The organism is Phycisphaeraceae bacterium, from assembly GCA_019454185.1.
GTDB lineage: Bacteria > Planctomycetota > Phycisphaerae > Phycisphaerales > UBA1924 > JAHBWV01.
The window spans coordinates 3,275,235-3,298,775 of the sequence record CP075368.1; the positions used below are offsets into that span (position 1 = coordinate 3,275,235).

Annotated in this window: 16 protein-coding genes; 7 read left to right on the plus strand and 9 right to left on the minus strand. The window is 61.5% G+C overall.

Annotated features, from left to right (window positions below):
• Window positions 1–26: 26 nt before the first annotated feature.
• From KF838_13790 to KF838_13820, 7 genes are all read right to left on the minus strand, one after another.
• Window positions 27–902, minus strand: a complete 876-nt coding sequence (locus KF838_13790) for a sulfotransferase (protein ID QYK47849.1) — start codon at window positions 900–902, stop codon at window positions 27–29.
• Between the two features lie 128 nt (window positions 903–1,030).
• The gene (locus tag KF838_13795; GenBank protein ID QYK47850.1) at window positions 1,031–1,612 is read right to left on the minus strand and encodes a CHRD domain-containing protein; all 582 of its coding nucleotides are present in this window, start codon (window positions 1,610–1,612) and stop codon (window positions 1,031–1,033) included.
• Window positions 1,613–2,005: 393 nt separating this feature from the next.
• Window positions 2,006–2,902 (minus strand): hypothetical protein, encoded by an 897-nt coding sequence (locus KF838_13800; GenBank protein QYK47851.1) that lies wholly within the window; start codon window positions 2,900–2,902, stop codon window positions 2,006–2,008.
• 786 nt (window positions 2,903–3,688) lie between these two features.
• On the minus strand, window positions 3,689–4,372 hold the full coding sequence (locus KF838_13805; protein ID QYK47852.1) for a hypothetical protein: 684 nt from the start codon (window positions 4,370–4,372) through the stop codon (window positions 3,689–3,691).
• Window positions 4,373–5,204: 832 nt separating this feature from the next.
• Window positions 5,205–8,297, minus strand: a complete 3,093-nt coding sequence (locus KF838_13810; protein ID QYK47853.1) for a hypothetical protein — start codon at window positions 8,295–8,297, stop codon at window positions 5,205–5,207.
• Between the two features lie 54 nt (window positions 8,298–8,351).
• Complete coding sequence (locus tag KF838_13815; protein QYK47854.1) at window positions 8,352–9,662, minus strand: glycoside hydrolase family 57 protein; 1,311 nt, start codon at window positions 9,660–9,662, stop codon at window positions 8,352–8,354.
• A 270-nt stretch (window positions 9,663–9,932) separates the two neighbouring features.
• Window positions 9,933–11,009, minus strand: a complete 1,077-nt coding sequence (locus tag KF838_13820) for an NAD(P)-dependent oxidoreductase (GenBank protein QYK47855.1) — start codon at window positions 11,007–11,009, stop codon at window positions 9,933–9,935.
• 256 nt (window positions 11,010–11,265) lie between these two features.
• On the opposite strand from KF838_13820, the gene KF838_13825 reads away from it, so the two are divergent.
• From KF838_13825 to KF838_13835, 3 genes are all read left to right on the plus strand, one after another.
• Entirely contained in the window at window positions 11,266–12,381 is a 1,116-nt protein-coding gene (locus tag KF838_13825; GenBank protein ID QYK47856.1) for a hypothetical protein, read from the plus strand.
• Between the two features lie 451 nt (window positions 12,382–12,832).
• Window positions 12,833–14,122: a prepilin-type N-terminal cleavage/methylation domain-containing protein gene (locus tag KF838_13830; GenBank protein ID QYK47857.1), complete on the plus strand. Its 1,290-nt coding sequence runs from the start codon at window positions 12,833–12,835 to the stop codon at window positions 14,120–14,122.
• Between the two features lie 249 nt (window positions 14,123–14,371).
• A complete protein-coding gene (locus KF838_13835; GenBank protein ID QYK47858.1) occupies window positions 14,372–16,183 on the plus strand; it encodes an SLC13 family permease in 1,812 nt (603 codons plus the stop codon).
• Window positions 16,184–16,803: 620 nt separating this feature from the next.
• Here KF838_13835 and KF838_13840 read toward each other — a convergent pair.
• Window positions 16,804–19,824, minus strand: a complete 3,021-nt coding sequence (locus KF838_13840; GenBank protein ID QYK47859.1) for a hypothetical protein — start codon at window positions 19,822–19,824, stop codon at window positions 16,804–16,806.
• 372 nt (window positions 19,825–20,196) lie between these two features.
• Between KF838_13840 and KF838_13845 the strand changes: the two genes are divergently transcribed.
• Complete coding sequence (locus KF838_13845) at window positions 20,197–20,754, plus strand: hypothetical protein (protein ID QYK47860.1); 558 nt, start codon at window positions 20,197–20,199, stop codon at window positions 20,752–20,754.
• 83 nt (window positions 20,755–20,837) lie between these two features.
• On the opposite strand, the gene KF838_13850 is transcribed toward KF838_13845, so the two are convergent.
• The gene (locus KF838_13850; GenBank protein ID QYK47861.1) at window positions 20,838–21,710 is read right to left on the minus strand and encodes an HDOD domain-containing protein; all 873 of its coding nucleotides are present in this window, start codon (window positions 21,708–21,710) and stop codon (window positions 20,838–20,840) included.
• Between the two features lie 246 nt (window positions 21,711–21,956).
• On the opposite strand from KF838_13850, the gene KF838_13855 reads away from it, so the two are divergent.
• The 3 genes from KF838_13855 to KF838_13865 are packed head-to-tail and all read left to right on the plus strand — an operon-like array spanning window position 21,957 to window position 23,515.
• Entirely contained in the window at window positions 21,957–22,772 is an 816-nt protein-coding gene (locus tag KF838_13855; GenBank protein QYK47862.1) for a class I SAM-dependent methyltransferase, read from the plus strand.
• 49 nt (window positions 22,773–22,821) lie between these two features.
• On the plus strand, window positions 22,822–23,145 hold the full coding sequence (locus KF838_13860) for a nucleotidyltransferase family protein (protein QYK47863.1): 324 nt from the start codon (window positions 22,822–22,824) through the stop codon (window positions 23,143–23,145).
• Window positions 23,135–23,515: a DUF86 domain-containing protein gene (locus KF838_13865; GenBank protein ID QYK47864.1), complete on the plus strand. Its 381-nt coding sequence runs from the start codon at window positions 23,135–23,137 to the stop codon at window positions 23,513–23,515. The genes KF838_13860 and KF838_13865 overlap by 11 nt, the downstream gene beginning before the upstream one ends.
• Window positions 23,516–23,541: the final 26 nt, after the last annotated feature.

Genomic DNA, 23,541 nt, shown 5'->3' on the forward strand with positions numbered 1-23,541 from the left:
GGCATGGTATCGGCGCGGGAGAGAGGTCAGGCGGCGGCGGTGGTGTTCCACGGGACGGTGTAGCCGAAGTAGGCCATGGCCTCGGCGCAGGTTCGATCGAAGGCGAGTCGGTCGTCGGGGTTCCAATCTTTCCAGCGTTCGGCGCGATCGCGGAGGGAGAGGTTGATGGGCTTGGTCGGATCGGCGGGAGTGAGGGCTTTGGCTTCGAGGATGGAGCCGGGTCGATCGCTTGTGGGGTGGACGAGTTCGCTTCGGAAGTGGTCGGTGCAGGGCTGGTGGCGGGTGAGGCCGAGGAAGGGGAGGATCGTGTCCATCATGCGCTCGGGGCCGTCGGGCGCGAGGAGCCACTCGTGGCGGACGAGGAGGAACTCGCGGCGTTTCTCTCCCCAGCGGGCCATGTCGTGGGCGACGCGCCAGGTTTCGGCGTGGGAGCCGACATCACGATCCTGGAAGGGCGCGAAGCGGAGGCGGCTGCCGACGACCTCGATGCCGTTGCGGACGATGTAGATGATGCGCGCATGGGGGAAGAGGCGCAGGAGTTGATCGGCGCCCTGTGGTCTGAGATTGGTGTAGGCGAGGAGGCGTTCGGGTGTGCGGGCGCGCGGACAGGGCCAGAGGAGGCGCAGCAGGAGCGCGGCGAAATGTGCCTCGTAGATCGCTTCGGGGACGCGCAGGGCGTGGAAGCGCGAGGGGATGGTGCGGTTTCTCGATGCGGCTTCGAGCAGATCGAGGATGATGTTGTTTTCGAGATCGGTTGAGTCGAGATCGGGGTGCTTGCTCAGGGCTTGTCTGAGGATGGTGGTGCCCGAACGTCCGACTCCGGAGAGGATGGTGAGTGGGACGCGGTCGTATGGGTGCGTCGGCGGGCGTGTTGAAGGAAGGGGCACCTGGGCGTGGAGCATGCCGTTGTTATCGGCGCTTGGGTGGGAGGGCTTTGGAGGTGTTGTGCCGGATATGTCAGAAAGCTGAGCGGGGCCGGCGTGAGTTCCGGCCCCGCTTGTCGAACGGGCGTGTGGATGTGAGTGTGTGATCAAGCGCGGCGTCGTCTTGTCGCAATGAGACCGCCGATTGCGAGCGCGGCGACTCCGGACGGAGCGGGGATGACGGCGTAGAACCCGCGTATCTCGCCGCCCGGGAAGGCGGTGGAGTGGATATTGAGGTAGGACCTGCCTTCGTCGAGCGACATGAGGAGTGCGCTCAGCGCGCCGCCGATGGTGCCGCCGCTCGCGGCGATGAACCCGGGGTTGTATGCGCTCGCACTGGTGAGGTCGAAGGTCATGTCGAAGGAGCCGCTGGAGACGCCGTGGGGGAATCCTGGGAACGAGGGGAGCGGTGTCATGACGCCCGCGACACCTGAGAACGGCATTGCGGTGGGTCCGTGGATGTGAGCAGCGGTGACGGTTCCGATGAGTCCGCTGAAATCGGCTTCGATGCGCATGGTGACGAGATCGAGATCGATGGTGATCCTGGAGAAGCCGATGCCGGGCGAGGCGTTGGGCGGCGCTTCGCTGGGTCCGTCGAGGTGCGCGGTGTAAACGACTTCGTGAGGATGCGCCGAGGAGGCGATGAGAGCCGCGGCGCAGAGCGTGGAGATGGTCCGAGTCTTGAGCATGTGAACCTCCGAGTTGACACGCGCGTGAGCGAGTGCCCCGCGATGCGGCATTGGCACGAGTGAGGACCGTCCCGAGCCGAGTCGTTGCGGGGTGGCCGACGTGGCTCGAGGGCGACCGCGCGGCCGCCGGTCGTCCTTCTCGATGTCGAATGCGTAGACGAGAACGCGGCGAGGACTTCCCCGGATTCAATGGAGATCGGAAATATGGCGTGATCGGGGTCGCGATCGCGGCTCGTTCATTCCGCGTGTTTGCGGCCTCTCCGGTCGTCGCTGCGGCGTGGGGAGATCGCACCGTCTTTGTGGAGGCGTTGCGTGCGTTCGTCACTCGGATGTTCTTTGCCGTCGAGCGCGGGGCTGGGTGTGTGTGGGTGCCTTGCGGCGGATGGGGAGCGGCTATCCTGGGTTTGTGCGTTCGGGCTTGTGTGTGCGCGGCGGGTCGCCGCGGATTCTGGAGGTGATCGTCTGCGTCGAGGCGTCGGTAGGTGTCGCGGGTTGTGGGGATGGTCCTGAGATGTGTGAGCGGGTGTGGACGCGGATGTGCTCGCGAGTCTCTTCGGACGCATGGGGCGGATTGTGCGGAGGTTGGGGCGTGTGTCGCGTCGGGTTCGGCGCGGGCGCGGGTTTCTCGGTTGTGTTGCGGGTGTGTGCGCGATGGGAGGGATCGGCGTCGAGGTGATGCGGCGCGGGTGTGTCGGATGGGGGGCGCGGCTCGGCAGGGGGGATGGAGCCGCGGACGGCGGAGCCGTCGATGGGTGTGAGCCGCGTGAGTCGGTAGAGGAGCCAGATCGCCTTGCGTCCGGCGGTGGAGTGGCGGTGGTATGAGAGGGGCAAAGGGGAGGAGGGGGAGGCGGGTGATGGGGAGGAGGCGGGCTCAACGCGGATCGAAGACTCGCCAGGGCGAGGAGCCGCCGTGTGCCGCGGAGGAAGAGGTTCACAACTGAGGGGGGCGGAGGAAGACGGAGCAAGCGAAGTCGAGTCGGGGGAAGAGGGGAGGCCGAGCGCGTTTCGGGCGTCGGTGAAGTCGGTGATGATGTGTGAGAGGGCTGTGACAGCCGCGGGGAGTTCGAGGGCGGCGGCGAGGCGTATGTGTGCGTGCACGCCCCGTTCGATGGCGAGGAGTGCTTCGCGGGCTTGGGGCGAGTCGAGCCAGAGTGCGAGGGCGGCGATGGAGATGCGGTGCTGGGCGGCGACGGTGGGGAGTGATGCGCCGGGGCGCGAGAGGGCGTCGAGGATGGAGGCGACGAGGGCGCCGTCGGGGTTGAGGAAGGGATTGGTGGCAGCGGCGACCATGGTACGGGTAAGGTACGGTCAGTGGCGGGTTGTGTCAAGTTTTTATTTGGATATGGAACGGAATGTGATAGGTTATTTTCGGCATGTATAGTGAAATCTGGGAGTTTAGGTGAAAATCCAAAGATGCCCGGGAGGGTCACGGGTGGGGCGGTGGGGGAGTGAGGGAGGTCGTGCTGTGCAGGGGGACACCCCCTGCAACCCCCGGGGGGAGAAGAGCTGGAGTTCTGTCGCCCCTCCGGGGCTTGGGGAAGAAGAGGAAGGAGAGGGGTGTGGGGTCGCTATCCACGGGTTCCGGCCGCGAAGCGCGACCTTCACCCGCGGCTACATACGGCGGCCCCGTTGGGGCCTGGAGGGGAGAGACAAGGCACGAAGGCATGAAGGCATCAAGGCACGAAGGCGCGAAGGCACGAAGGCGCGAAGGCGCGAAGGCGCGAAGGCGCGAAGGCACGAAGGCATGAAGGCGCGAAGGCGCGAAGGCGCGAAGGCGCGAAGGCGCGAAGGCGCGAAGGCACGAAGGCATGAAGGCGCGAAGGCGCGAAGGCGCGAAGGCGCGAAGGCACGAAGGCACGAAGGCACGAAGGCACGAAGGCACGAAGGCACGAAGGCACGAAGGCATGAAGGCACGAAGGCACGAAGGCATGAAGGCATCAAGGCACGAAGGCGCGAAGGCATGGAGGCATGAAGGCGCGAAGTGTGGGGCGTGTGGAGTGTGCATGCATGCAAGGACGGCGCGACCGGGTGGCCGCGCCGTCGTGTGTTTCGGGGTTTGATGGCGTGATCGGTCTCTCAGCGGCGGCGTCGGGCGAGGAGTCCGAGTGCGGCGAGCGAGAGTGCGCCAGCGGGAGCGGGGATGATGGTGATGGGGGTGTCGGGTGTGGTCTCGTAGCCCCAGGAGAGCGGGCGGTAGAGGCGGAAGTTGGGTGAGCCCGGCGGGTTGGTGGTTTCGAGTTCGATGAAGCCGTAGTGGGTGGCACCCGAGAGGACGATGCGGATGCCGACGATGTAGGGGGATGTGGTGGGGACGGTGTCCCATCTGCCGAAGGGGTTACGCATCGTGAGGACCGGGCTGCTTTGCCAGTCTTGAGCGGCTCCGATGGTGTCGCCGGGGCCGAAGGTCTCGGGTCCGAGGATGCCGATGGGGAGGCCGTCGTAGCCATCGAGCATGTCGGTCGGTGTGGAGGAGCGGGCGATGAGCGACTGTGTGCGGCCTCTGAGATACTGCCAGGCACCGTCTTGCGAGCTGCCCTCGGCGTAGTTCACGAAGACTGACCAAGCGGGGCCGAACGTGCCGAATGCGGGCTGGTTGGCGAGCGGCTGGGTGATGTCGAGGGACTGGCCGATGTCGCCGCCGTCGAAGTTGGTTGCGGTGAGGATGAAGGAGGGGTTTGCGCTGGTGAAGGTGAGGAGATCGGCGTTGGCGTTGAGAGCGAGGGCGGCGGCCGCGGCGATGCAGAGTGTGCTTTGGAACATACAGAGACTCCGGCTTTGAGCATGGTGGCGTGGGCCGCGGCGTGCGTCACGTGCGCACAGCAGAGAGTGGGGCGGCCGAGGCGTGCGAGTCTGAAGTAAAGAGATACCTCAGGTCCGCGAATATGGCCATGGATTTTGCGGATTAAATCCCGAAATCAAGGGTGAGTACCTGAGGGGAGGGGGGGGTAGCGGGTGCGGAGTAAGGGTGTGGGGGTGCGGGCGCAGCCCCACACGCACTCCCTGCAACCCCCGGGGAGAGAGGGGCTTGCTCTGTGTCTGCTTCGCAGACAGGGGCGTGAGGAAGGGGGCAAGGCGGAAGGGGGAGGGGTGTGTGGTCGCTCTCCAGGGGCTGCGCGGTCCGGCCTTGTGTGTGCGTGGGGGGACGCGCTGACCCCTGGCAACCGCCGCACGCTGCTCCGCAGCGGAAGAGTGCCGGACGTGACGCAAGAGGGGGTGCGTGGGGCGATGTTCAGGAGAGGCGCGGTCTGAATCCATGTGAGCGTGGGGGGAAGACCGGTTCCCAGGCAACCATCGCTTGGCCGCCGTCGCTCGCCTGCCTCACCCCCTGGCCCGCCCCCCACCGCGCCCCGCGGCTGCGGACGGGCGTGCGGCTCGGGCGCGGGGAAGGGTGGGCGATTGGGTGTGGCCCGGGACTGGCCGCGGGGGATGGAGGGTGAGGGAGAGAAGAGCACCGAGGTTCGTCCAGAGCGACCAACAAACGGGGTGCACGTCGGGCCACCTGCCGAAGGAGAGATGAGCGCCGAGGGTCGTCCCGAGGGACAAGCCTAGGGGACGGTGCACTGTGATGTACGGGGCACCTGCTCCGAATCGTCTACAAGTCCTTCTTCAGCTTCTCATTGAACTCTGACCCGAGTAGCTTTATATCAAGTCGCTCGCACGCCTCTTGCTTGATGCGATACTTCACCTTAAACAAGTGCAGGTGATACCACACGAGATCTCGCGCGAGCATCATAGGAAAGAACTTATCCTTGAAATCCTTGCCGATATCCCGCACTTCTGTCGAGGGAAACACTGTGAAGTTATCCAGCCTAACAGCAAGATCGATTAATCTGTATGCGGGAGTATTGCTATCACGTACCATCTGTTCAAATGTTTTCTCGAGCTCCTGCATGCCCACCGATGACGAAATATGACATATCGTGCCCAACGCGACTGACTCAATTAGACTGAGCAGTTTGTTCTTTACGTCCATTTCTATGACATCATTAATACTTCGATACTTATCGATCGCTCTCGGATCGTTGGCACGCGACATTCGAGCGCCGGCAATATATCTTTCGACGACAATGTCTTGATTCTCGCTGATAAAGTCGAACATCGCTCGAGTCGCCCGTAAGCCAACTCTGTAGCATTCGTGTGCAACTTCGAGCTTTCGCTCCGCTCTCATGGAGCCGCCAAAGTTCTTTAACACCTGACCAAGTATCTGCACCATCGCGAAAGCCGAGTTCATGTTTGTCGAGAGATCCATGGCTTTCGAGAATCTCTCGTCTTGGGGCTGCACAAGAACGTGTGATGCGCAAGCCTCGGCATGCACCTGCTCTTGACGCTCCAGCATCAAGCGACGCCGCTCTTCTCGCTTTGCACTCTCGAATACTCTGTTGGGAATCAGATTGCTGATATCACCTATGAACTTAGTATCTGTCTCAAAATCAACTTCGGCAACACCGGCGAACAGTTGCGTTGAACGCGCGATAATCTCATTAATAACAAACGGATCTTTGCTAGTATGACAAAGGCAGATGATTATACTGGCATTATCCTCGAAATACACAGAATCGATCAATGCTCGTATATACGCACGCATTCTCTCGTCGCCAATGTTCTTAGCGATGCACTCTGCAACGAAATAGAGCTGCACGTACTTGTACTTGAACCAGACCTCACCATCATCACACTCGAGAATGCCGCAGCCTGCAAGATCGTTGCGCATGCGGGCATAGTCGAGTTTGTGAGCAAATGACTCGCAGTGCTGCCGATGCCAGTCCTCGACGCGAGCATCCTTCCAGTGTTCCTCTTGCGACGTATGCATGTCAAACGCCAAATGTGCCAAGTAGTTGTGCTTGGTGTCGATAGAAGCAATCGTGCTACTCGATGACAACAAGGCTGTATTGACCAAGACTTCGTATAAGTACCCGAATGAGCCGTTCGACGACTGCTCTCGGTGCGGCGTATCAATGGTGTGAAGCAGAATGAGCACGAAGATGGGAAACGAGGGGACAAAGTCATGACGCAGCGAACTAGATACGAGACGCTCGGCCTCAGATATTTTGCGCTCAAGCTCCTCGTCATCAACTTCGTCTGTTATATTCAATGTATACCATCGGCGAATCAATTCATGTCGAAGCAAATAGCCGAATTCTAACAGCTGCAAATGGCGAAACTGGGACAACACACTTGGAACCGACTCGTCAGCGGTTAGTTCGTCAAGGATTGCTTGGTCTGTGCTGAGAAATACAACAATACCAAAGTGCTGTTGCAGATTCAGTATGAACTCATTGCGCAGTTTTCGATTGAGTCGCACTAGGTGGTAGTCATCCACCACGGCCACTCGTTCTTCTCGCTTTAATTGCCAAAATCGAAGGCTGGTATCCTTGCCATACTGCTCTTCAACAAGTCGGTCGTACAGCGAGCGTAGTTTTTTGGCGTCAGCCGATTTGACGTGCGTGCCGCTGAGGTGTAGGGGCACTCTGGCGTTCTTTAAGAGGTCCGTGGTAATTGTCTTGGCAAGGGCGGTCTTGCCGCATTTGTTGGAGCCAGTGATAAGAGTGCAGGGGGTTAACTGCACAAGGGAGATGAGTTCGCGTTGTCGCACCATCGATAGCGACGGCTCATCAGCAAACTTGCTGATGTCTCGCAAGAATGGATAGACGAACATTGAGCTTAGTCGTAACGGACGCCGTCCGCCGTAATGGTATGTGGCTCCGACATCCTCAAGGAAGCCTCGAAAAGCGTCCGTGTGCACAAATTGGGTGCCCACTCGGCGCTTTTGCCGATGGAACGGTTGGGGGGGCGTGCGCGAGGCCAGTTCATAGTGTTCACTACCATTTAAGGAGTACGTATCAACACTAAGTTCAAATGTAGAAAGATCGAGGTGGATGACATTAAAGCCACTTCTGGATTCATCTTCGTCTTGGAGGACGGATCCTTCAATATACTCATTGCGTTCACCCGTAGCTTGTAGGACGCTGTAGGCTGCTTGGCGGTGCATGTGCCCCGTCATGATGACGTCGGAGTATGACTGTAAATACTCGCGTATCGCCAACGCGTTGTTTGGTTCCAGCCATGAATATGGGTGATGAAGTACAGATATGTGTGTATGCGACTCGCCCCGCATATGGGGTGTAGTGTCGGAGACGGGTAAATACAGCGTGCCGGGTTGCTCATGCAACCGTGATAACCATGAGGAGTTAAGCAAGTGAAACGACAAGTGATCCGAACCGAGTGTGAACACATACTCATGGTGAAGCATGGAGTGGTCGACTCGTTCCGGCGGCGCTGTGAAACCGCGTGAGAACGAAGGTAGCGAGTTCTCAAATACGCGATAGGGTGTTTGCACTTCCAGACACGCATTCACGACTGAGGAGTCGGGTGATCGTGGTGGATTGGCTACGAGCAGGTCACGAACTTGTGTGTGACTAGATAAATCACAGTCATGGTTACCAGGAACGGATAATATAGCCAACGGCATGTGATTGTGGTCTTGAGAAAGAGAATCACATAGCGTTGTCAGGAACTGCGTGGCGTATTTATACTCGTCTTCGTGGCCTTTGTCGGCGGTGTCGCCATTAAGAACAAGGAAACACGCGTCTGAGGTCAACGTGGCTTCGCGAAGAGCGCCAATGATGGCTTCTGTTCTACTTGATAGAGGGTTGGGATCTGTCGCGGAGAAGTGAATGTCGCTCAACTGGATGAGTGTAATACGCGGCATGCTGCCCCCGTGGCGTCAAGTGATGGTCAACTACCTAGAGGTGTTGATTATTCCCAATCCCGCAATCCTCGTCCTTACGTTATCCAGCGTGTTCATGAAGTTGATGTACGCGTCATAGGGGGAGTCGTACGGGGAGAAGTACTTGTGGACGTCGCCGTCGGCCCAGTACTTCGTGCACATGTAGTAGAAGTGGTCGGAGGTGGTGAGTTTGCGCCAGTCTTCGAGGAGGTACTCGGCGTGGGCGAGGGCGGCGGGTGTGCCGGATTTCTGGGCGGCGGCGAGGGCACGTTTGATGGGGGCTTCCAGCCGGTAGGTGTCGTCGAGGGCGTTTGTCTGCATGGCGTTGCCGCGCCAGGCGGTGAGGTCGCGCTCGGTGTCGGCCCATGAGATGTAGTCGTGGACGTCGTAGACGCCGACGGGCTCGAACTGTTTCGCGGCCATGCTGGGCGTGATGAAGTGGTTTTCTGTCGTGCCGTCGTGTTTCTTGGCGACGTCGAAGATGGCTTCGGGGAGTTTTTCGAGGAACTGGAAGATGCCGGTGTCGGCCCACTGGTGCTCGCCGAAGGTTTCGTAGTCCATGAAGAGGTTGCAGAGGTAGCCATCGCCGTTGATCTGGTGGACCCAGTGGGCGAAGCGCTCGGCGGAGAGGGGCCACTCGGCCCAGCCGCGGTTGGAGAAGCGGAAGGCGATGTCGTCGGAGAGGCGGTAGTTCTTGAGGAGGACGGAGAAGGGCCGGCCCTCGCGGCCCGGGCCCGAGACCATGTGGGCGGGGGGTGCGTAGACGTAGTTGGGTGAGCGGAAGCCGAGCTTGTGGTCGGCGCCTTCGCAGATGATGCCGTGGAAGCGGGGGTTGCCGCGGGCGTCTTTCATCTGGGAGACGTGCTGGGCGAGTTCGTTGTTGTAGATGAGCTCGGTGTTGCGGAAGAAGGTGGGTGTGTGGCCGAAGAGATCCTGGATCTTCTTCGTGTGCATGTCGACCTGGCGGTTGAACTCGTCCTTTGAGTAGAGGAAGGAGAGGGAGTGGTAGTAGGTCTCACCGATGAACTCGCAGCAGCCGGTGTCGGCGAGCTCTTTGAAGAGGTCGATGACATCGGGGCACCAGGCCTGGAGCTGGTCGAGGCAGACGCCGGTGATGGCGTAGGAGACGCGGAAGTTGCCCTTGTGGCGTTTGACGAGGTCGAGGATCAGGGCGGTCGCGGGGCGATAGCACTTGTCGGCGACCTTGTTGGCGATGGTCTGGTTCTTGAGGTTGTCGAAGTAGAACGGGTCGGCGTCGAAGACGGAGTAGCGTCGGAGGCGGTAGGGCTGGTGGACCTGGAAGTAGAAGCAGACGGAGGCCATGGGGGTGCCCTCGGGGTGAAGTCGTGCAGAGGCAGGGTAGTGTGGAAGTGCGGGGAGTGGTAGAGGATGAGAGGGCAAATAGGAAAAGGGGCGGAGGCACGGAGGCATGGAGGCAGGGAGGCAGGAAGGCACGAAGGCACATAGGCACAAAGGCACAAAGGCAGGGAGGCATGAAGGCCCTCTGTGCCCGTCCGTTGCTTCGTACCGAACGCCGAACGCCGAACGCCGAATGCCGAATGCCCAATGGCTGATGCCGAATGCCGGCTTGCCTCAATCCGCGACGATGACGGGCTGGGCGGGCGGGAGGTGCCAGACGGCTTCTTTGGTGCGTCCTTCGTCGAGGTACCAGCGGACCATGCGGGCGATGCCCTCGGTGAGCGGGATGGGGGGCGTGAAGCCGGCGGCGGTGAGTTTGTCGGCTTCGAACTTGGTCTCGGTGCCGGCGAGTTTTTTCACGCGGGCGGAGGAGACGGGGAGGTTCTTGCCGGTGAGTTTGATGACGATGTCGAAGGGGAGTGCGAGGAGGAGGCCCAGCCCCATGGGGATGGAGAAGGAGGGGAACTTGCGGCCGAGCGCGGCGTAGACGGCTTCGGCGATCTGGCGGCTGTTGAGGTCGGGCTTATCGATGTAGTTGTAGATGTCGAAGGGGGCGCGGTCGGATTCGGGGCGCATCCAGAGGAAGTTGGTCGCGCTGACGATGTTCTCGACGTAGGAGAGGGACTTGATGTTGGAGCCGCGGCCGATCTGCAGGTAGCGCTTGTTGTGGATCTGGCGGATGAGGGAGTACATGTTGGCGAAGTTGCGCGGGCCGAAGGTGATGGTGGGTCGGATGATGAGGGCGCGGCGGTTGGCGCCTTGATCGGCCCAGGGCTTGATGACCTTCTCGCCGGCGAGCTTGGATGCGCCGTAGGGGGAGTTTGGGGCGGTGGGTGAGTCTTCGCGGAGGGGGGGCTTGGAGTCGCCGAAGACGGCGCAGGAGGAGTAGAAGCAGAGGTCGCGGATGCCGTGGGTGTCCATGGCGTCGCAGATGAGTTGGGTGCCGCGTTCGTTGACGGCGAAGTAGGTGTCGTGGTCGATGCCGAAGTCGTGGTGTGCGGCGGCGAGGGCGAGGACGCGGTCGCAGCCGGCCATGGAGCGTTTGAGTTTCTCTCCGTCGCGGACATCGCCCCTGATGAAGGTGGCGTTTTTGAGTGCGAATGGGGGTTGGACGAGGTCGTAGATGACCAGTTCGTGGCCTGCGGTGGTGAGCAGGTCATGGAAGTATGAGCCGATGAAGCCGGAGCCACCTGTGATGAAGATTCGCACGCCGATCGTCTCCCTGACCATTGCGCGGGGAGGGGCAGCCATCGCCGCGCGGGGGTAGGTTATGGTCGGTCAATCGGGGCGTGGGCTGAAATCGGGATTCGTTTGGACAAGAAGTTCGGGTGAAGGGGGAGCGTGGGGATCGGCAAGGATTGCGCGTGGGGGGAGTGTGGAGGGGGGCGTGTGTGTGGGTGGGGGAATTCGAGCGGGTGATAGTCTGTCGGCCGCGGGAAGAAAATCTGAGAATCGCATGCGATGACGCTTGCCCCCCCCCCCCCCCCGGTTTGGTTATCATGGTGACATGCTGAGGATGCTGATCATTGCGTGGGTGACTTCTGTTCCGGTCGCGACCTCGGCTTCTGCTGCGGATGATGTCGAGACGTGGTTCCTGCGGCTATGGAATGAGTCAAGGGCGTTTCCACGCGAACTCTCGCAACCACTGAGATTCACATACCAGACTCGAGAGTTGTATGTCCCGTCTCGGGAGCAACTCGAGGAGATGCGATCGCAGGTGGAAGGGAAGCCGGACCACCCGCTTCGGCACGAACTCGGGTTATATGAGCAGCGTGCGCGCGGTGAATTTACGACGACCACGGTCGAGGTGATCCTCGGCGATCCGATGTATTGGCGGTATTCAGCCGATTCGGAGTTCGGCAGTGAGCGACGTATCTACATAGACAGAGGACGCGATGGCAAAGCGGTTTGGTCCCTTACTGCGGGTCAACTGAACATCGCTGATGCAGCGACGCCTCCTGAGGGCTACGGCTATGCGAGCTACATTGATGAGATTCGTGTCATGGCACAAATGTTCTTCTTTCAGGGGATCGGTATAGGTATATCCGAGGAGCTCCAATTACCCCCGTCATTCACTCGTAATGGACCTCACTGGACAGCGACCATCTCCGCCGCGGGGTCGGTGTTTCGATATGATGGCTTGTGGGACGATGCACTCGGAGAGGGCAGGATACAAGTATGGACGGTGGTATCGAGCGAGCGGTTCCCTGATACGGTTGGCGAACGACTGGTCTTCGGTGGGCATCGTGCTGACTCTGTGTCGGGGCACGTTGTTTCCGGGCGCGTTACGCAGCACACGTCAGACGGATCAAGGGACAGGGAGTATTCGTTGCTCGGTTGCGAGCAAGTGACGCCGGAAGTTGTAAAGAGTGCGACTCAGATTCCATCGCTTGATAGAGACGACCCCAAGCGTGGGGCGCTTTCGGTCGACTCGATTTATGACCACCGATCTGGTGCTCCCTCGTGGGCACGCTCGCCGGATACCGGTCAGTTTGTAAGGACATCATCGCCGATCAGGCGCTACGACTCGCTGCGACTGGCGGGGTGGGTGACGCTTGCTGGGCTTGTCGTGATCGCTGTTGCTGTTCGGCTCGCTCGACTGACGCGTACCGGCTCGGCGTAGGCGATGACGTTACTTTCGTATCGGACTTACTTACATATGGAGTAAAGATCATGAATCAGATAAGAAGCGGATGTGAAGCCAGGATCATGCTCGCGAGCATTCTGGCGATCGCTGTTGTTCCGGCCGTGTATGCGACTGCGACTTCGGGATGCGTCGTCACCAGGAATTCGAGCAGAGACTCGTGCAGCATGGCGAACATCTACAACGGGCCGTGCAGCCCGGAGATACACCAGCACGGGACATGCAGCTCGACCCAGCAGATGTCGTCGGGGCTGGCTGAGGCCGAGGTATATGACAGAGATTGCGTCTACACACCGTATAAGCTCATGAGCCCCGGACCCACATGCAGGCCATTGTCCCCAGTGACTTACACGGCTTCTTGCGCTCGTGCGAAAGGAGCCGGTTGCAATCAGAATAGCAATCCCGGTGAGCCGGGAGAGCCAACCGAGCCATGAGATCGCTGCCAGATTCAGCAATGAGCGCATCTCACTTCGCGATGCTGGCATCCTGTCCGGCTTTCGTCGTGCTCGGCATCGCCTCGGTCGCGAAGCTTGCTGACCTGTCCGCGTTTGCTTTGTCACTTGAGACGTGGGAGTGGATCCCATCATGGTCCATTCCCGCGCTCTCGACAATTGTGCCGACCCTAGAGGCGCTGGTGGTTGTCGGGTGGGTCGTCTCGGCGCGGCGCGAGCGGTTCGAGTGGCTCGCGCTCGGGTTGGTGATGTGTTTCACGGTTGTGTACGCCGGGCACGCGCTCTTTGCCAAGCCCCCTGATTGCCAGTGCCTCGGGCGGCTCTCAGCTTTCTTTGCGACGAAGGACTCCGCATCGGGCGTGCTCGTGCGAAACGGCGTGCTCATCGTCCTGCTCGGGTTGGCTCTGGCGTTGCGTGTGCGGCGCAGAAAGAAGTCTGGTCCGGTGCGAAGGGACCGGGCGACAGAGGGAGATACGATCGGCGCGACGGCGGTGGTGACTCGCCCGGGCTTTTCGCTTCTTGAGGTGCTGTTGTGCATCGCAATCGTCGCGGTCCTTCTCGCGCTCGTGACACCTCTGCTGGGTGATGCACGCGACGCGGCTCGGCGCACGGGCAGCATGTCCAACCTGCGTCAGCACGGGTCGATTTTCCTTGCGTACACGAGCGACTACGGTGAGCAGTTTCCCTACTTTACTGATCCAAGGGCGACCGTGACGGTGCTGCGTCACAGCGGGTATGAGATCGCGATCGAGTACTTCAGCATCCACGCCTTCTGGAACTTCGGGATGGCGGACTACGGCTACGACGGGCAACTGGCCCACAGATCGATGTCCCCGCCTGGAAGGGAGCGGTGCGTGGTGATGGAGAGTTATCTCTACGCCTGCTCGCTGATCGCTGCGCCCGAGTTCTGGAACGCAACGACTCGCACCGGGCCGGACCAGTGGAGGCCGACGCGAGTTTCCGCCGTCCTCTTTCCTGCGCACAAAGGGCTCATGATCGACAGATCAGAGGAGTTTGCGCTGGATGAGATGATTGTCGATACACGGGACGACCCTCGGGATCCGCTGCCTGAGATTCCGGCATCTCTGCGAAGCCGCGTGCGATGCCCGACGGTGTTCATCGATGGCCATGTCAGGAGTGTCAAGCCGACGGAGTTTCTGCCGAGTTACTTTCGCGGCGACGGGCATTGGACGGGATCTGGCATCCATAACGGCCCGGACCCGGTGCTGCACACCATCGACGGCGTTCGTGGGCGAGACATTCCCTGAGGCCTGGTGTAGGCAGTTCTTCTGTCACATTCCATAAGTCTATATGAGACAATTGGATATCTCCGGATAGGGCGAGCCGTTGCCGGGTGGAGCGATGTGGCGTCTGAGGTCGCTGGCGCACGGTTGTCGGGGAATTCGCGGGCCGATCACAGAAAACCGGGCACTCTCGGGCGAACTCCGGTCCGCGCGGACCGATAAGGATGGTCCTGCTTTTGGTTGAACGGCGACGGTGCCGAGGAGTGTCATGGCATGGGCTGGGAAGCGTGGCTTGTGATCGGGATGATTCTGGTGGTGCTGGGGGCGTTGGCATCGAACCGGGTGGGCGCGGACATTGTGCTGGTGGGCGCGGTGACGGTGCTGGTGCTGGTGGGTCTTGTGACGGGCGCGGACATTCTGACGACGAGGGATGCGTTGGCGGGGATGGCGAACGAGGGGATGCTGACGGTTGCGATCATGTATGTGGTGGTGCGGGGTTTGCAGGAGACGGGGGCGGTGGGGTGGATCGGGCAGAAGGTGCTCGGGCGTCCGAAGACGCTGCTGGGCGCGCTGCTGCGGATGATGCTGCCCGTGACGAGCATGTCGGCGTTTCTGAACAACACGCCGATCGTGGCGATGTTTATTCCGGTGATCGGTGATTGGTGCAAGCGTCAGGGGATGAGCCCGTCGAAGCTGATGATGCCGCTGTCGTATGCCGCGATTCTGGGCGGGACGTGCACGCTGATCGGGACGAGCACGAATCTTGTGGTTGCGGGGTTGTGGGCGAGCCAGTTCGCGGATCGTCCGGCGATCGCGTTGTTCGAGATCGCGAAGATCGGTCTTCCTGCGGCGATTGTGGGCGTGTTGTATCTGGTGTTTGCGGCGCGGTTCATGATTCCGGATCGGAAGCCGGTGCTGGACATGGGGAAGGACCCGCGTGCGTACACGCTGGAGATGGAGGTCGAGGCGGGTTCGGGGCTGGTGGGCAAGACGATCGAGCAGGCGGGGCTGCGGCATCTGCCGGGGTTGTATCTGGCGGAGATCGAGCGCGGCGAGCAGTTGCTTGCGGCGGTCGGTCCTGATGAGAAGTTGAGGGCGGAGGACCGGCTGGTGTTCGTGGGTGTGGTGGATTCGATCGTGGAGTTGCAGAAGATCCGCGGGTTGCGTCCGGCGACGAACCAGGTGGTGAAGCTGGATGCGCCGCGTCCTCAGCGTTGCCTGATCGAGGCGGTGGTCTCGAACACGAGCCCGCTGGTGGGTCGGAGCGTGCGTGAGGGGCGTTTCAGGACGGTGTACAACGCGGTGGTGATCGCGGTGGCGAGGAACGGCGAGCGGATCACGAACCGGAAGATCGGCGACATCGTGCTTCGGGCGGGGGACACGTTGTTGCTGGAGGCGCACAAGAGTTTCCAGGAGCAGCAGCGGAACAGCCGCGACTTTTTCCTGGTGTCGGCGGTTGAGAACTCGACGCGCCCGAGGCATGAGAAGGCGGTGCTTGCGGCGGGGATCATGGCGGGGATGATTCTTCTGGCGACGTTCGGCGGGAGGTTCGGGATCGGGATGATCCACGCGGCGGCGTTGGCGGCGGGCTTGATGCTGTTCACGCGTTGCTGCACGGGAGCGCAGGCGCGTTCGAGCGTTGACTGGCAGGTGCTGGTGGTGATCGCGTCGGGGTTTGCGCTGGGGAGGGCGTTGCAGGTGACCGGCGCGGCGGATGTGATCGCGACGCAGTTGATCGCGATCGCGCAGGGGAACCCGTGGGTGACGCTTGCGGTGGTGTACGTGACGACGACGCTGTTCACGGAGTTGATCACGAACAACGCGGCGGCGACGCTGATCTTTCCGATCGCGATGAGCACGGCGGCGAAACTGGGCGTGGACCCGATGCCGTTTGCGATCACGATCATGATGGCGGCGTCGGCGTGTTTCGCGACGCCGATCGGGTATCAGACGAACCTGATGGTGATGTCGCCGGGGGGGTACAGGTTCAGCGACTATCTGCGGGTGGGTGTGCCGATGAACACGCTGATGGCGATTGTGTCGATCACGCTGATCCCGATGATCTGGCCGCTGGTTCCGAGGTGAGGCGGAGAGACGACAACTCGAAGAGACCGCAGATCGCAGACCCGCATGGGTGGGGGTCGCAGAGAGCGCGGAGGATCACAGAGAAGAGTTTGGGGAGGGGAGGTTGAACGCGAAGTTCGCGAAGGTCTCGAAGGAAGACGGGTGGTGAAGAGAAGATAGAAAGGCATTCACCTCGGAGGCGGAGAGACGACAACTCGAAGAGACCGCAGAGGTCGCAGAGAGCGCGGAGGATCACAGAGAAGAGTTTGGGGAGGGGAGGTTGAACGCGAAGTTCGCGAAGGTCTCGAAGGAAGACGGGTGGTGAAGAGAAGATAGAAAGGCATTCACCTCGGAGGCGGAGAGACGACAACTCGAAGAGACCGCAGAGGTCGCAGAGAGCGCGGAGGATCACAGAGAAGAGTTTGGGGAGGGGAGGTTGAACGCGAAGTTCGCGAAGGTCTCGAAGGAAGACGGGTGGTGAAGCGAAGAGAGAAAGGCATTCACCACAGAGTACAGAGGGCGCGGAGGGGGTGGCGTGCGGAGGGTGTAGTGCGGCGGACTCGCTTGTGTCGCCGCTTTGGGGCGGGGCTGTCTCGCTGCGTTATCAGCCCAGGCGATTGTGCCGCGGCCGAGTCTTGAGATCACTCATCGCAGCCGGTACCGAAGGCGTCAACGAAGTCGAGGAGGTCGAGGATATCGACGAGTGTGTCGCCATTGAAATCGGCGTTCGGTGTGGCGCCACACGGGCCCGGCAGTCCATCGCACTCGCCGAATGCGTGCATGAAGTCGAGGAAGTCGAGGATGTCAAGGAGCCCATCGTGGTTGACATCTGCTTTGCAGCCGATGGCGGGCATTGAGAGGGTTGGGCTGAAGGTGCTGCCGCACGTGTTTGAGATTCGGCAGACGTACTGACCCTGATCGAGATGTGAGGCGTTTGAGATGATGAGTGTGGGTCCGCCGGGTGAGTGGACGATGGAGCCGCGTTCGGTGGGGCCGACCTTGAGTGGTGTGCCGTTGAATGTCCACTGGTATCCGAGATCGCCGCCGCCGATTGCGCGGACGGTGAGTGCGAAGGCGCGCGTCTCGTGGTTTGTGCGTGGTTCTGGGATGTCGAGGATGCGGGGTGGCCCTTCCATCCAGCGTGCGATGCCTTCGATGGGTCTGGGCGGGTTTGCGGGATCGTTGTATGTGTTGGTTGTGACGAGTTCGTAGAACTCACCCGAGTAACTGGCTATTTGAAGATCTGGAAGGAGTGGATGTGAGATCAGGGATCGCATGATGGTGTAGTCTTCGGGCCAGCCGGTGCCGTTGTCCCAATAGTTCACCATACCGCCGACGAAGTCGGTGGCGTGAGGGAATCCGTAGGAAGCAACGTTGAAGGCGGGTGTGTTCGCGCCGTTGAATCCCACGACAAGTCGAGGTGGGATGGGGCCGGGTCCGTCAGGGTCGAACTCGGCGAAGACGCTTGGCGGGCCGTCTGACCACGACCACGAGCTCGATCCGTAGATCTCGTATATAGACGTGTATGATCTGTAGCTCCACCACGACTCTCCGTACAAGCCGAGCAGGTTGTAGTTCGTGCGGCACCCGTTGTAACCGCTTCCACCGCCTGGGTCGTCCCAGCAATTCTGGGTGTAGGTGTACCCTGCGAGTAGTCTCGGGTGCGTCGAGTTCGCGATACCAGCCGAGAGCGCGATGAGGGGGCCTCCACCGATCATGGCGGGCGATGTCGGGAGGAACGGCTGCAGGACCGATCCGTTCCATTTCGCGAGCGGTACCTTGCTTCCACCCGGCGTGAGCGCGAAATTGCCGAGAAGAAGCAGTTCACTCGGCATCGGTCCGGCACCATCGGGGTCCCAAGCCAAGGCCTTCGAGACAATGTCGAGACTGCCTGAGCTCGACAGCGGGAAGACGCCGTCGCCGAGCGGCATCCATTGATTGCCGTCAAACCGGGCGACGGACCCGAAGGAATCAGCACCCGATCCCAGGATGGCTCCGTACGCGATCAGTTCCGCCGGCAAAGGTCCGTCATCGTCGGGGTCCCATGTGGTGATGCCTCGCACTCCGGACCAGGCGCCGTACGATCGAAGCCCTTCACCGAGCGAGACGAGTTGCTGACCGTCCCACGCGACGATGTTCACCGCGTCCGGTGCGCCAGGGATTGGGGTATTGAAAGCGCCGCCGATGACGAGGAGTGGTGCTTGAGGACCGCTTCCGTCGGGATCCCACTGTGCAAGGGCGTTGATGTACCTCGCTTTCAATCCGAGCGAGTGTGTCTCCCACGTGATGCCGTCCCAGAGGATCAGATCTCGGTGTTCATCTGTCTGGTACTCGTTGATCCGCACATGGGCGATGACGGGACGGCTCGTGCCGTCACCGTCACGATTCCAAGTTGCCTGCACGGATTCCGATACCCACGGTGCCTGCGCAACCACGCGCCACTGCTCTCCGTTCCAGATGAACAGGCCCGGCTCTACCCGAGGCGTGTCGTACTCATTCGTGATGAGCGCGAGAGCCGCGGGCGGGTCTGAGAGCGGGCCATCCGGGTCCCATCTCTGGAGGGCGGCGGCACTCGCGATGAAATCCCGCTTGTCTCCGGCATCGCGCCACTGGGAGCCGTCGAATGCTCTGAATCGCGAGTTGTCGTTGTATCCAAGTGGGCCTGAGGCGGCCGCGAGCAGTTCCTCGCGACCTGTCGTGACGTGTGTGTAAGCGGCAATCGAATGGGCTTGAGCGCCCACATTGTCGCCGAGTGAGACCCAACGAGCGCCGTCGAACATGGCGACGCGATTCAGATTCGCGGCGCCTGATTTGTTGAATGACCCGCACGCAACAAGCCGCGGAGGTGTCGAGGCGTCAGCGTCATGGTCCCACGATGTCACGCCGGTCACAGTTCCGCCCTGTAGCCCATCGCCCATCGCGACCCAGTCGTTGCCATCGAATCGTGCGATGCCGTTGGCGAGCGGGAACCCTAAGCGGGAGAAGTTTCCGTAGATAACCCACTCGTCACCGGCACCGCTTGTCGATGGTGTAACGAAGAGTCGTGCCCAGGTTCCGAGGAGCATGGAGCCGCGCCGCTCCCAGTCGGAGCCGTTCCACTCAAATACGACGAGTGTTGTCGCGGAGGACGAGCCGGCGCAGACAACGATCGGTCGCGCCCGCTGGGGGCCTTGACCGTCCGGGTCGGTGAGTCGCATGTGATAGACCTGGCCTGGCAGTGGCGTGAGTGGGTGAGATCCGATCGAGCCGGTCTGGGGCCAGGGGACAGAATCCAAGTACGGGGCAGCACCGGGCGGTGTGGTCGAGATGCCGAAATAGAGGCGTGGTGTCATCGGGCCGGGGCCATCGGCGTCCCATGCTTCCAATGGGTAGGCGTAACCACTGAGGCGGCCGCTGAGGTATGCCCAGTCCTCATCGGTCTTCATGATAAGACGACCGGCGGAGGTTCCGATGATTCGTGGGATCTGCGCTCCATCGGGGCCGTCGCGGTCGATCACGCGAGGCCTGATGAATCGCAGGAACTCGGGTCCATATGATCCCAGATCGTGCACCCAGCCGCCGCATTGTGCGTTGGCGGCGCTCGGGGGGACGAGGAACAGTGTCGCTGCTGCGGCGAGCAGCGTTGTCCATTTTGTTCGGGATTCTGCGAGTTGTGTGTTCACACGGATTCTCCCACATCCATGAAGCCACGTTCCGTTGATCATACTACATCGCCTCGTCCGCACACCCAGACAAAGAGCTGATTCGTTGCAAAGGAACTGGAACTGATCCGGCTGTGCGTGCTGGTCGGTTGCGAGGTTGAACTGTTCGATTCTGCTCTCGAACCGCTTTGTGCGGGTGTTGCTGGGTGTTGCCGGGTGTTTTATTCCGAGCTCTGCGCTGGTTCCGGCACGTATCGGGGGCGGGATGGTCATTGGATTGTTGTGGCTGCGGGTTCTGGCGTGGGTTGCGCATGGAGTGTGGCAACCCGGGAGCCGGGCTTCGTGCTGTGTCTGCGCGAGGCGAGGCGAGCGGTGATGTCCTCGGAGCGATCGATGGCACTGGATAAGGAACTGAATCAGGCGCGTTACGAGGCGACGGAGTTGGGGGGCGGGCGGGTGAGGTTTGTGGTGACAGCCGCGCCGGTGCCGAAGTTGGGGTGTATGTATGTGTTTGTCGGCGGCCTTTGCGCGATGCTTGGTGGGATTGTTCTGTCGTGGGGTGGCTTGCTGTCTCTTGTGGGTGTTGTGGGTGGCGGGATCGGGGGGTACAAGTTGACGAAGTGGTTCTGGAAGCGGAACGTGGACAAGCGTCGCGCGCCGGGGGGTGAGTTTGTGGCGGGTCCTGAGGGGGTTGAGGTCGGCGGCGAGAAGATCGGGAGTGATCGGATCCATCAGTTCGTGATCCGGAACGGGATGGACCTTGCGCGAGAGGCGAGTGTCGTGAGGGACAATGCTTCGGCGGCGCGTCACGCGCACCTGGCGATGGCGGCGCAGGTGTCGTACATGCTGCAGGTTGAGTCTGGCGGGCGGGCGACGACGCTGGCGGGGGGGATGACAGAGACGTGCGCGACGGGGCTGCGGGCGGATGTGATGGGTGCGATGGGGGGGTGAGAGAGGGAACGAAAGAACCCAGGGATTGCAATCCCTGGGTTCTCGAATGTCCTGCTTCACGATGGGTCCGCGTGGATTCCGGCTCAGCCGAAGACCTGGTTCGCGTTGGCGAGGGTCTCGGGGATGGCGGCTCTGATTTGTTCCATGAGGGAGGGGTTGAGCTTGATGGCCTCGAGCACGGCGGGGTCGATGGTCTTTGAGGTGAGGTCGGCGGTGAAGCCCTGGCCGAACTCGGCGCAGAGGCGGTCGGCGACGTAGACGATGCCTGTGAGTGTGCGGGCCTCGGCGGGGAGGTCGAGGGGGCGGTGGTGGTAGCCGGTGACGGAGGTGAAGGAGGCGGGGAACTTCCACTTGGAGCAGAGCCCTGCGCCGAAGTCCTGATGGGTTGCGCCGAAGGTTTTCTCTTCGAGTTCGAGGAAGGGCGTGGAGGGGTCGGCGGCGAACTGCTCGAAGACCTCGATGAGTTTGTTGCGGTCGTACTGCATCTCGACCATGACGCCGATGTCGTGGATCAGCCCGGCGAGGAAGGCCTCGTCGGAGAGGCCGACCTTCATCTTGTCGGCGATCATCTTGCAGACGGCGGCGACCTGTGTGGAGTGCATCCAGAGGTCGCGTGCGGAGAAGTTGCGGGTGAGTTCGCCGCCCCGGAAGAGCTTGGCGAGCGACGCGGCGATGGCGATGTTCTTCACGGCGTTCAAGCCGAGGAGGACGATGGCGCGGTTGATGGAGCCGATCTGTCCGGGGAGGCCGTAGAAGGACGAGTTGACGACCTTGAGGATGCGTGAGCAGAGGGCGGGGTCGTTGGAGATGACCTTGTTGAGGTCCTGGGCGGTGGACTTTGGGTCCTCGACCAGCTCGATGATCTTGAGGGTGATCTCGGGGAGCGTGGCGATGTGGCTGATCTCGCGGATTGCGGAGGCCACCACTTGCTCGCGGGTCTGTGTCGTTGCGCTCATTCCCTGTGCTCCCTTGTGACTGTCGGCGGGATCGTGTCGCCCCCGGACAGGCGAAGATCGGACGGAAACCGGGGTCACTTTGCTGAAGGTCCGGGATATCACCGGCGAGCGGCGGTCGGTGGGGTCGAGCGGAGGCGGGTGTGCGGTTATGGGACAGCCGCGGGGCGGGGAACTACACTGGACGGATGCGGATGGGGGGCGGGCACTGCTCTGGGAGAGCGGTGCCACCATGAAGCGGAGCGGATGATGCCGAACCCGATGGTCTCACCGGATGGACGCCCGTGGGTGATTGCTGCGCCGGATGTGCCGGAGGGCAAGCGGGCGATCCCGAACCCGGAGTTGGCTCATTACCCGCGGCTGCGGGGGGAGCACCCGAGGCGGTGGCAGTATCCGTCGTATCTTGTGAATGACGCGGTGCCGTGGCTGCGTTCGCTGCGTGAGCTCTACGAGAATCCGCTGGCGTTTCCGGCGTCGCTCTCGCCGGAGGCGGGGCTGATGCTGCACGGGCTGGTGCGGAACGCGCGGCCGCGTGTTGCGGTGGAGGTGGGGACGTTTGTTTCGGTGAGCACGCACTGGATCGCATCGGCGTTGAAGGAGAACGGTGAGGGTGCGACGCTGCACTGCTTCGATGACTTCGGTCCGATCAAGAAGGGCGCGTGGCGGGATGCGGAGATGCTGTCGGGGCGTGAGGAGTGGGTGAAGGATCGGCTGGATCGTGCGGGGCTGCTGTCGATGTGCCGCCTGTATCCGGGGAACTCGCCACACAAGTTGAAGGAGCAGCGTGAGGCGTTCCAGGCGATGGGCGGCGTGGACCTTGCGTTTATTGATGGGGACCACGGGGTGTACGGGGCGGTGCAGGATTTCTGGGCGATCGAGCCGGTGCTGAACACGGGCGGGTATGTGGTCTTCCACGACATCTTTCCGGACCAGTGCGGCGGGCATAATGGGCCGCGGGAGATTCTGGACCGGATCAACGAGATCAGCGCGGGTTTGTATGAGAAGCTGGAGTTGTACCTGTCGCCGTTGAACTATGGGATGGGGGTTTTGCGGCGGGTCGGGTAGTGCTTTGGGAGAGATGGCATCGGTTGTATAATGGTGGCGAGCGTTCACCATGGTGATCAACGGCGTCAACTTCCCTGAGGATCGGATCGCGGAGTTCTGCGGCCGGTATGGCGTGAAGCGACTGAGTCTGTTCGGCAGCATTCTGCGCGAGCAGGGTCCTGAGGGCGGATACGGATTCCGTCCCACGAGCGACATCGACATCCTTGTCGAGTTTTTGCCGGGCTGTGTTCCAAGTCTCTTGGACTTTGCCGGCATGCAGATCGAGATGTCGGAGATCATCGGACGTGAGGTTCAGTTGGCGACGCCGCCGATGCTGTCGAAGTACTTCCGGGATCGAGTGCTCGCTGAGGCGAGGCCGCTGCATGCCGCGTGATCCGAGCAAGGGCGGCCCGACCGACCGCGAGCGCTTCCTTCACATGCGCGATGCTGGACGAGACGTGTTGACGATCATGCGAGGCGTGTCGCGTGAGGCGTTTGAGTCCGACATGATTCGTCAGCGTGCTGTGGTGAACGCGTTACAGATCGTGGGAGAGGCCGCGGCTCGGACGTCCGATGCAGGCAGGTCGCGTTGTCCCGCGCTTCCATGGGGGAAGATCGTTGCGACCCGGAACATTCTCGTGCATGTCTATTGGGGCATTGACCTTGAGCAGATCTGGCTGATGGCTACGGTGAACGTGCCGGACATGCTGCCCCATGTCGAGGCCGCGTTGGAATACTGGCCGCCTGATCAGCAGGGCGTTTGATTGAGCGCGGGGCGGGTTGACCCTAC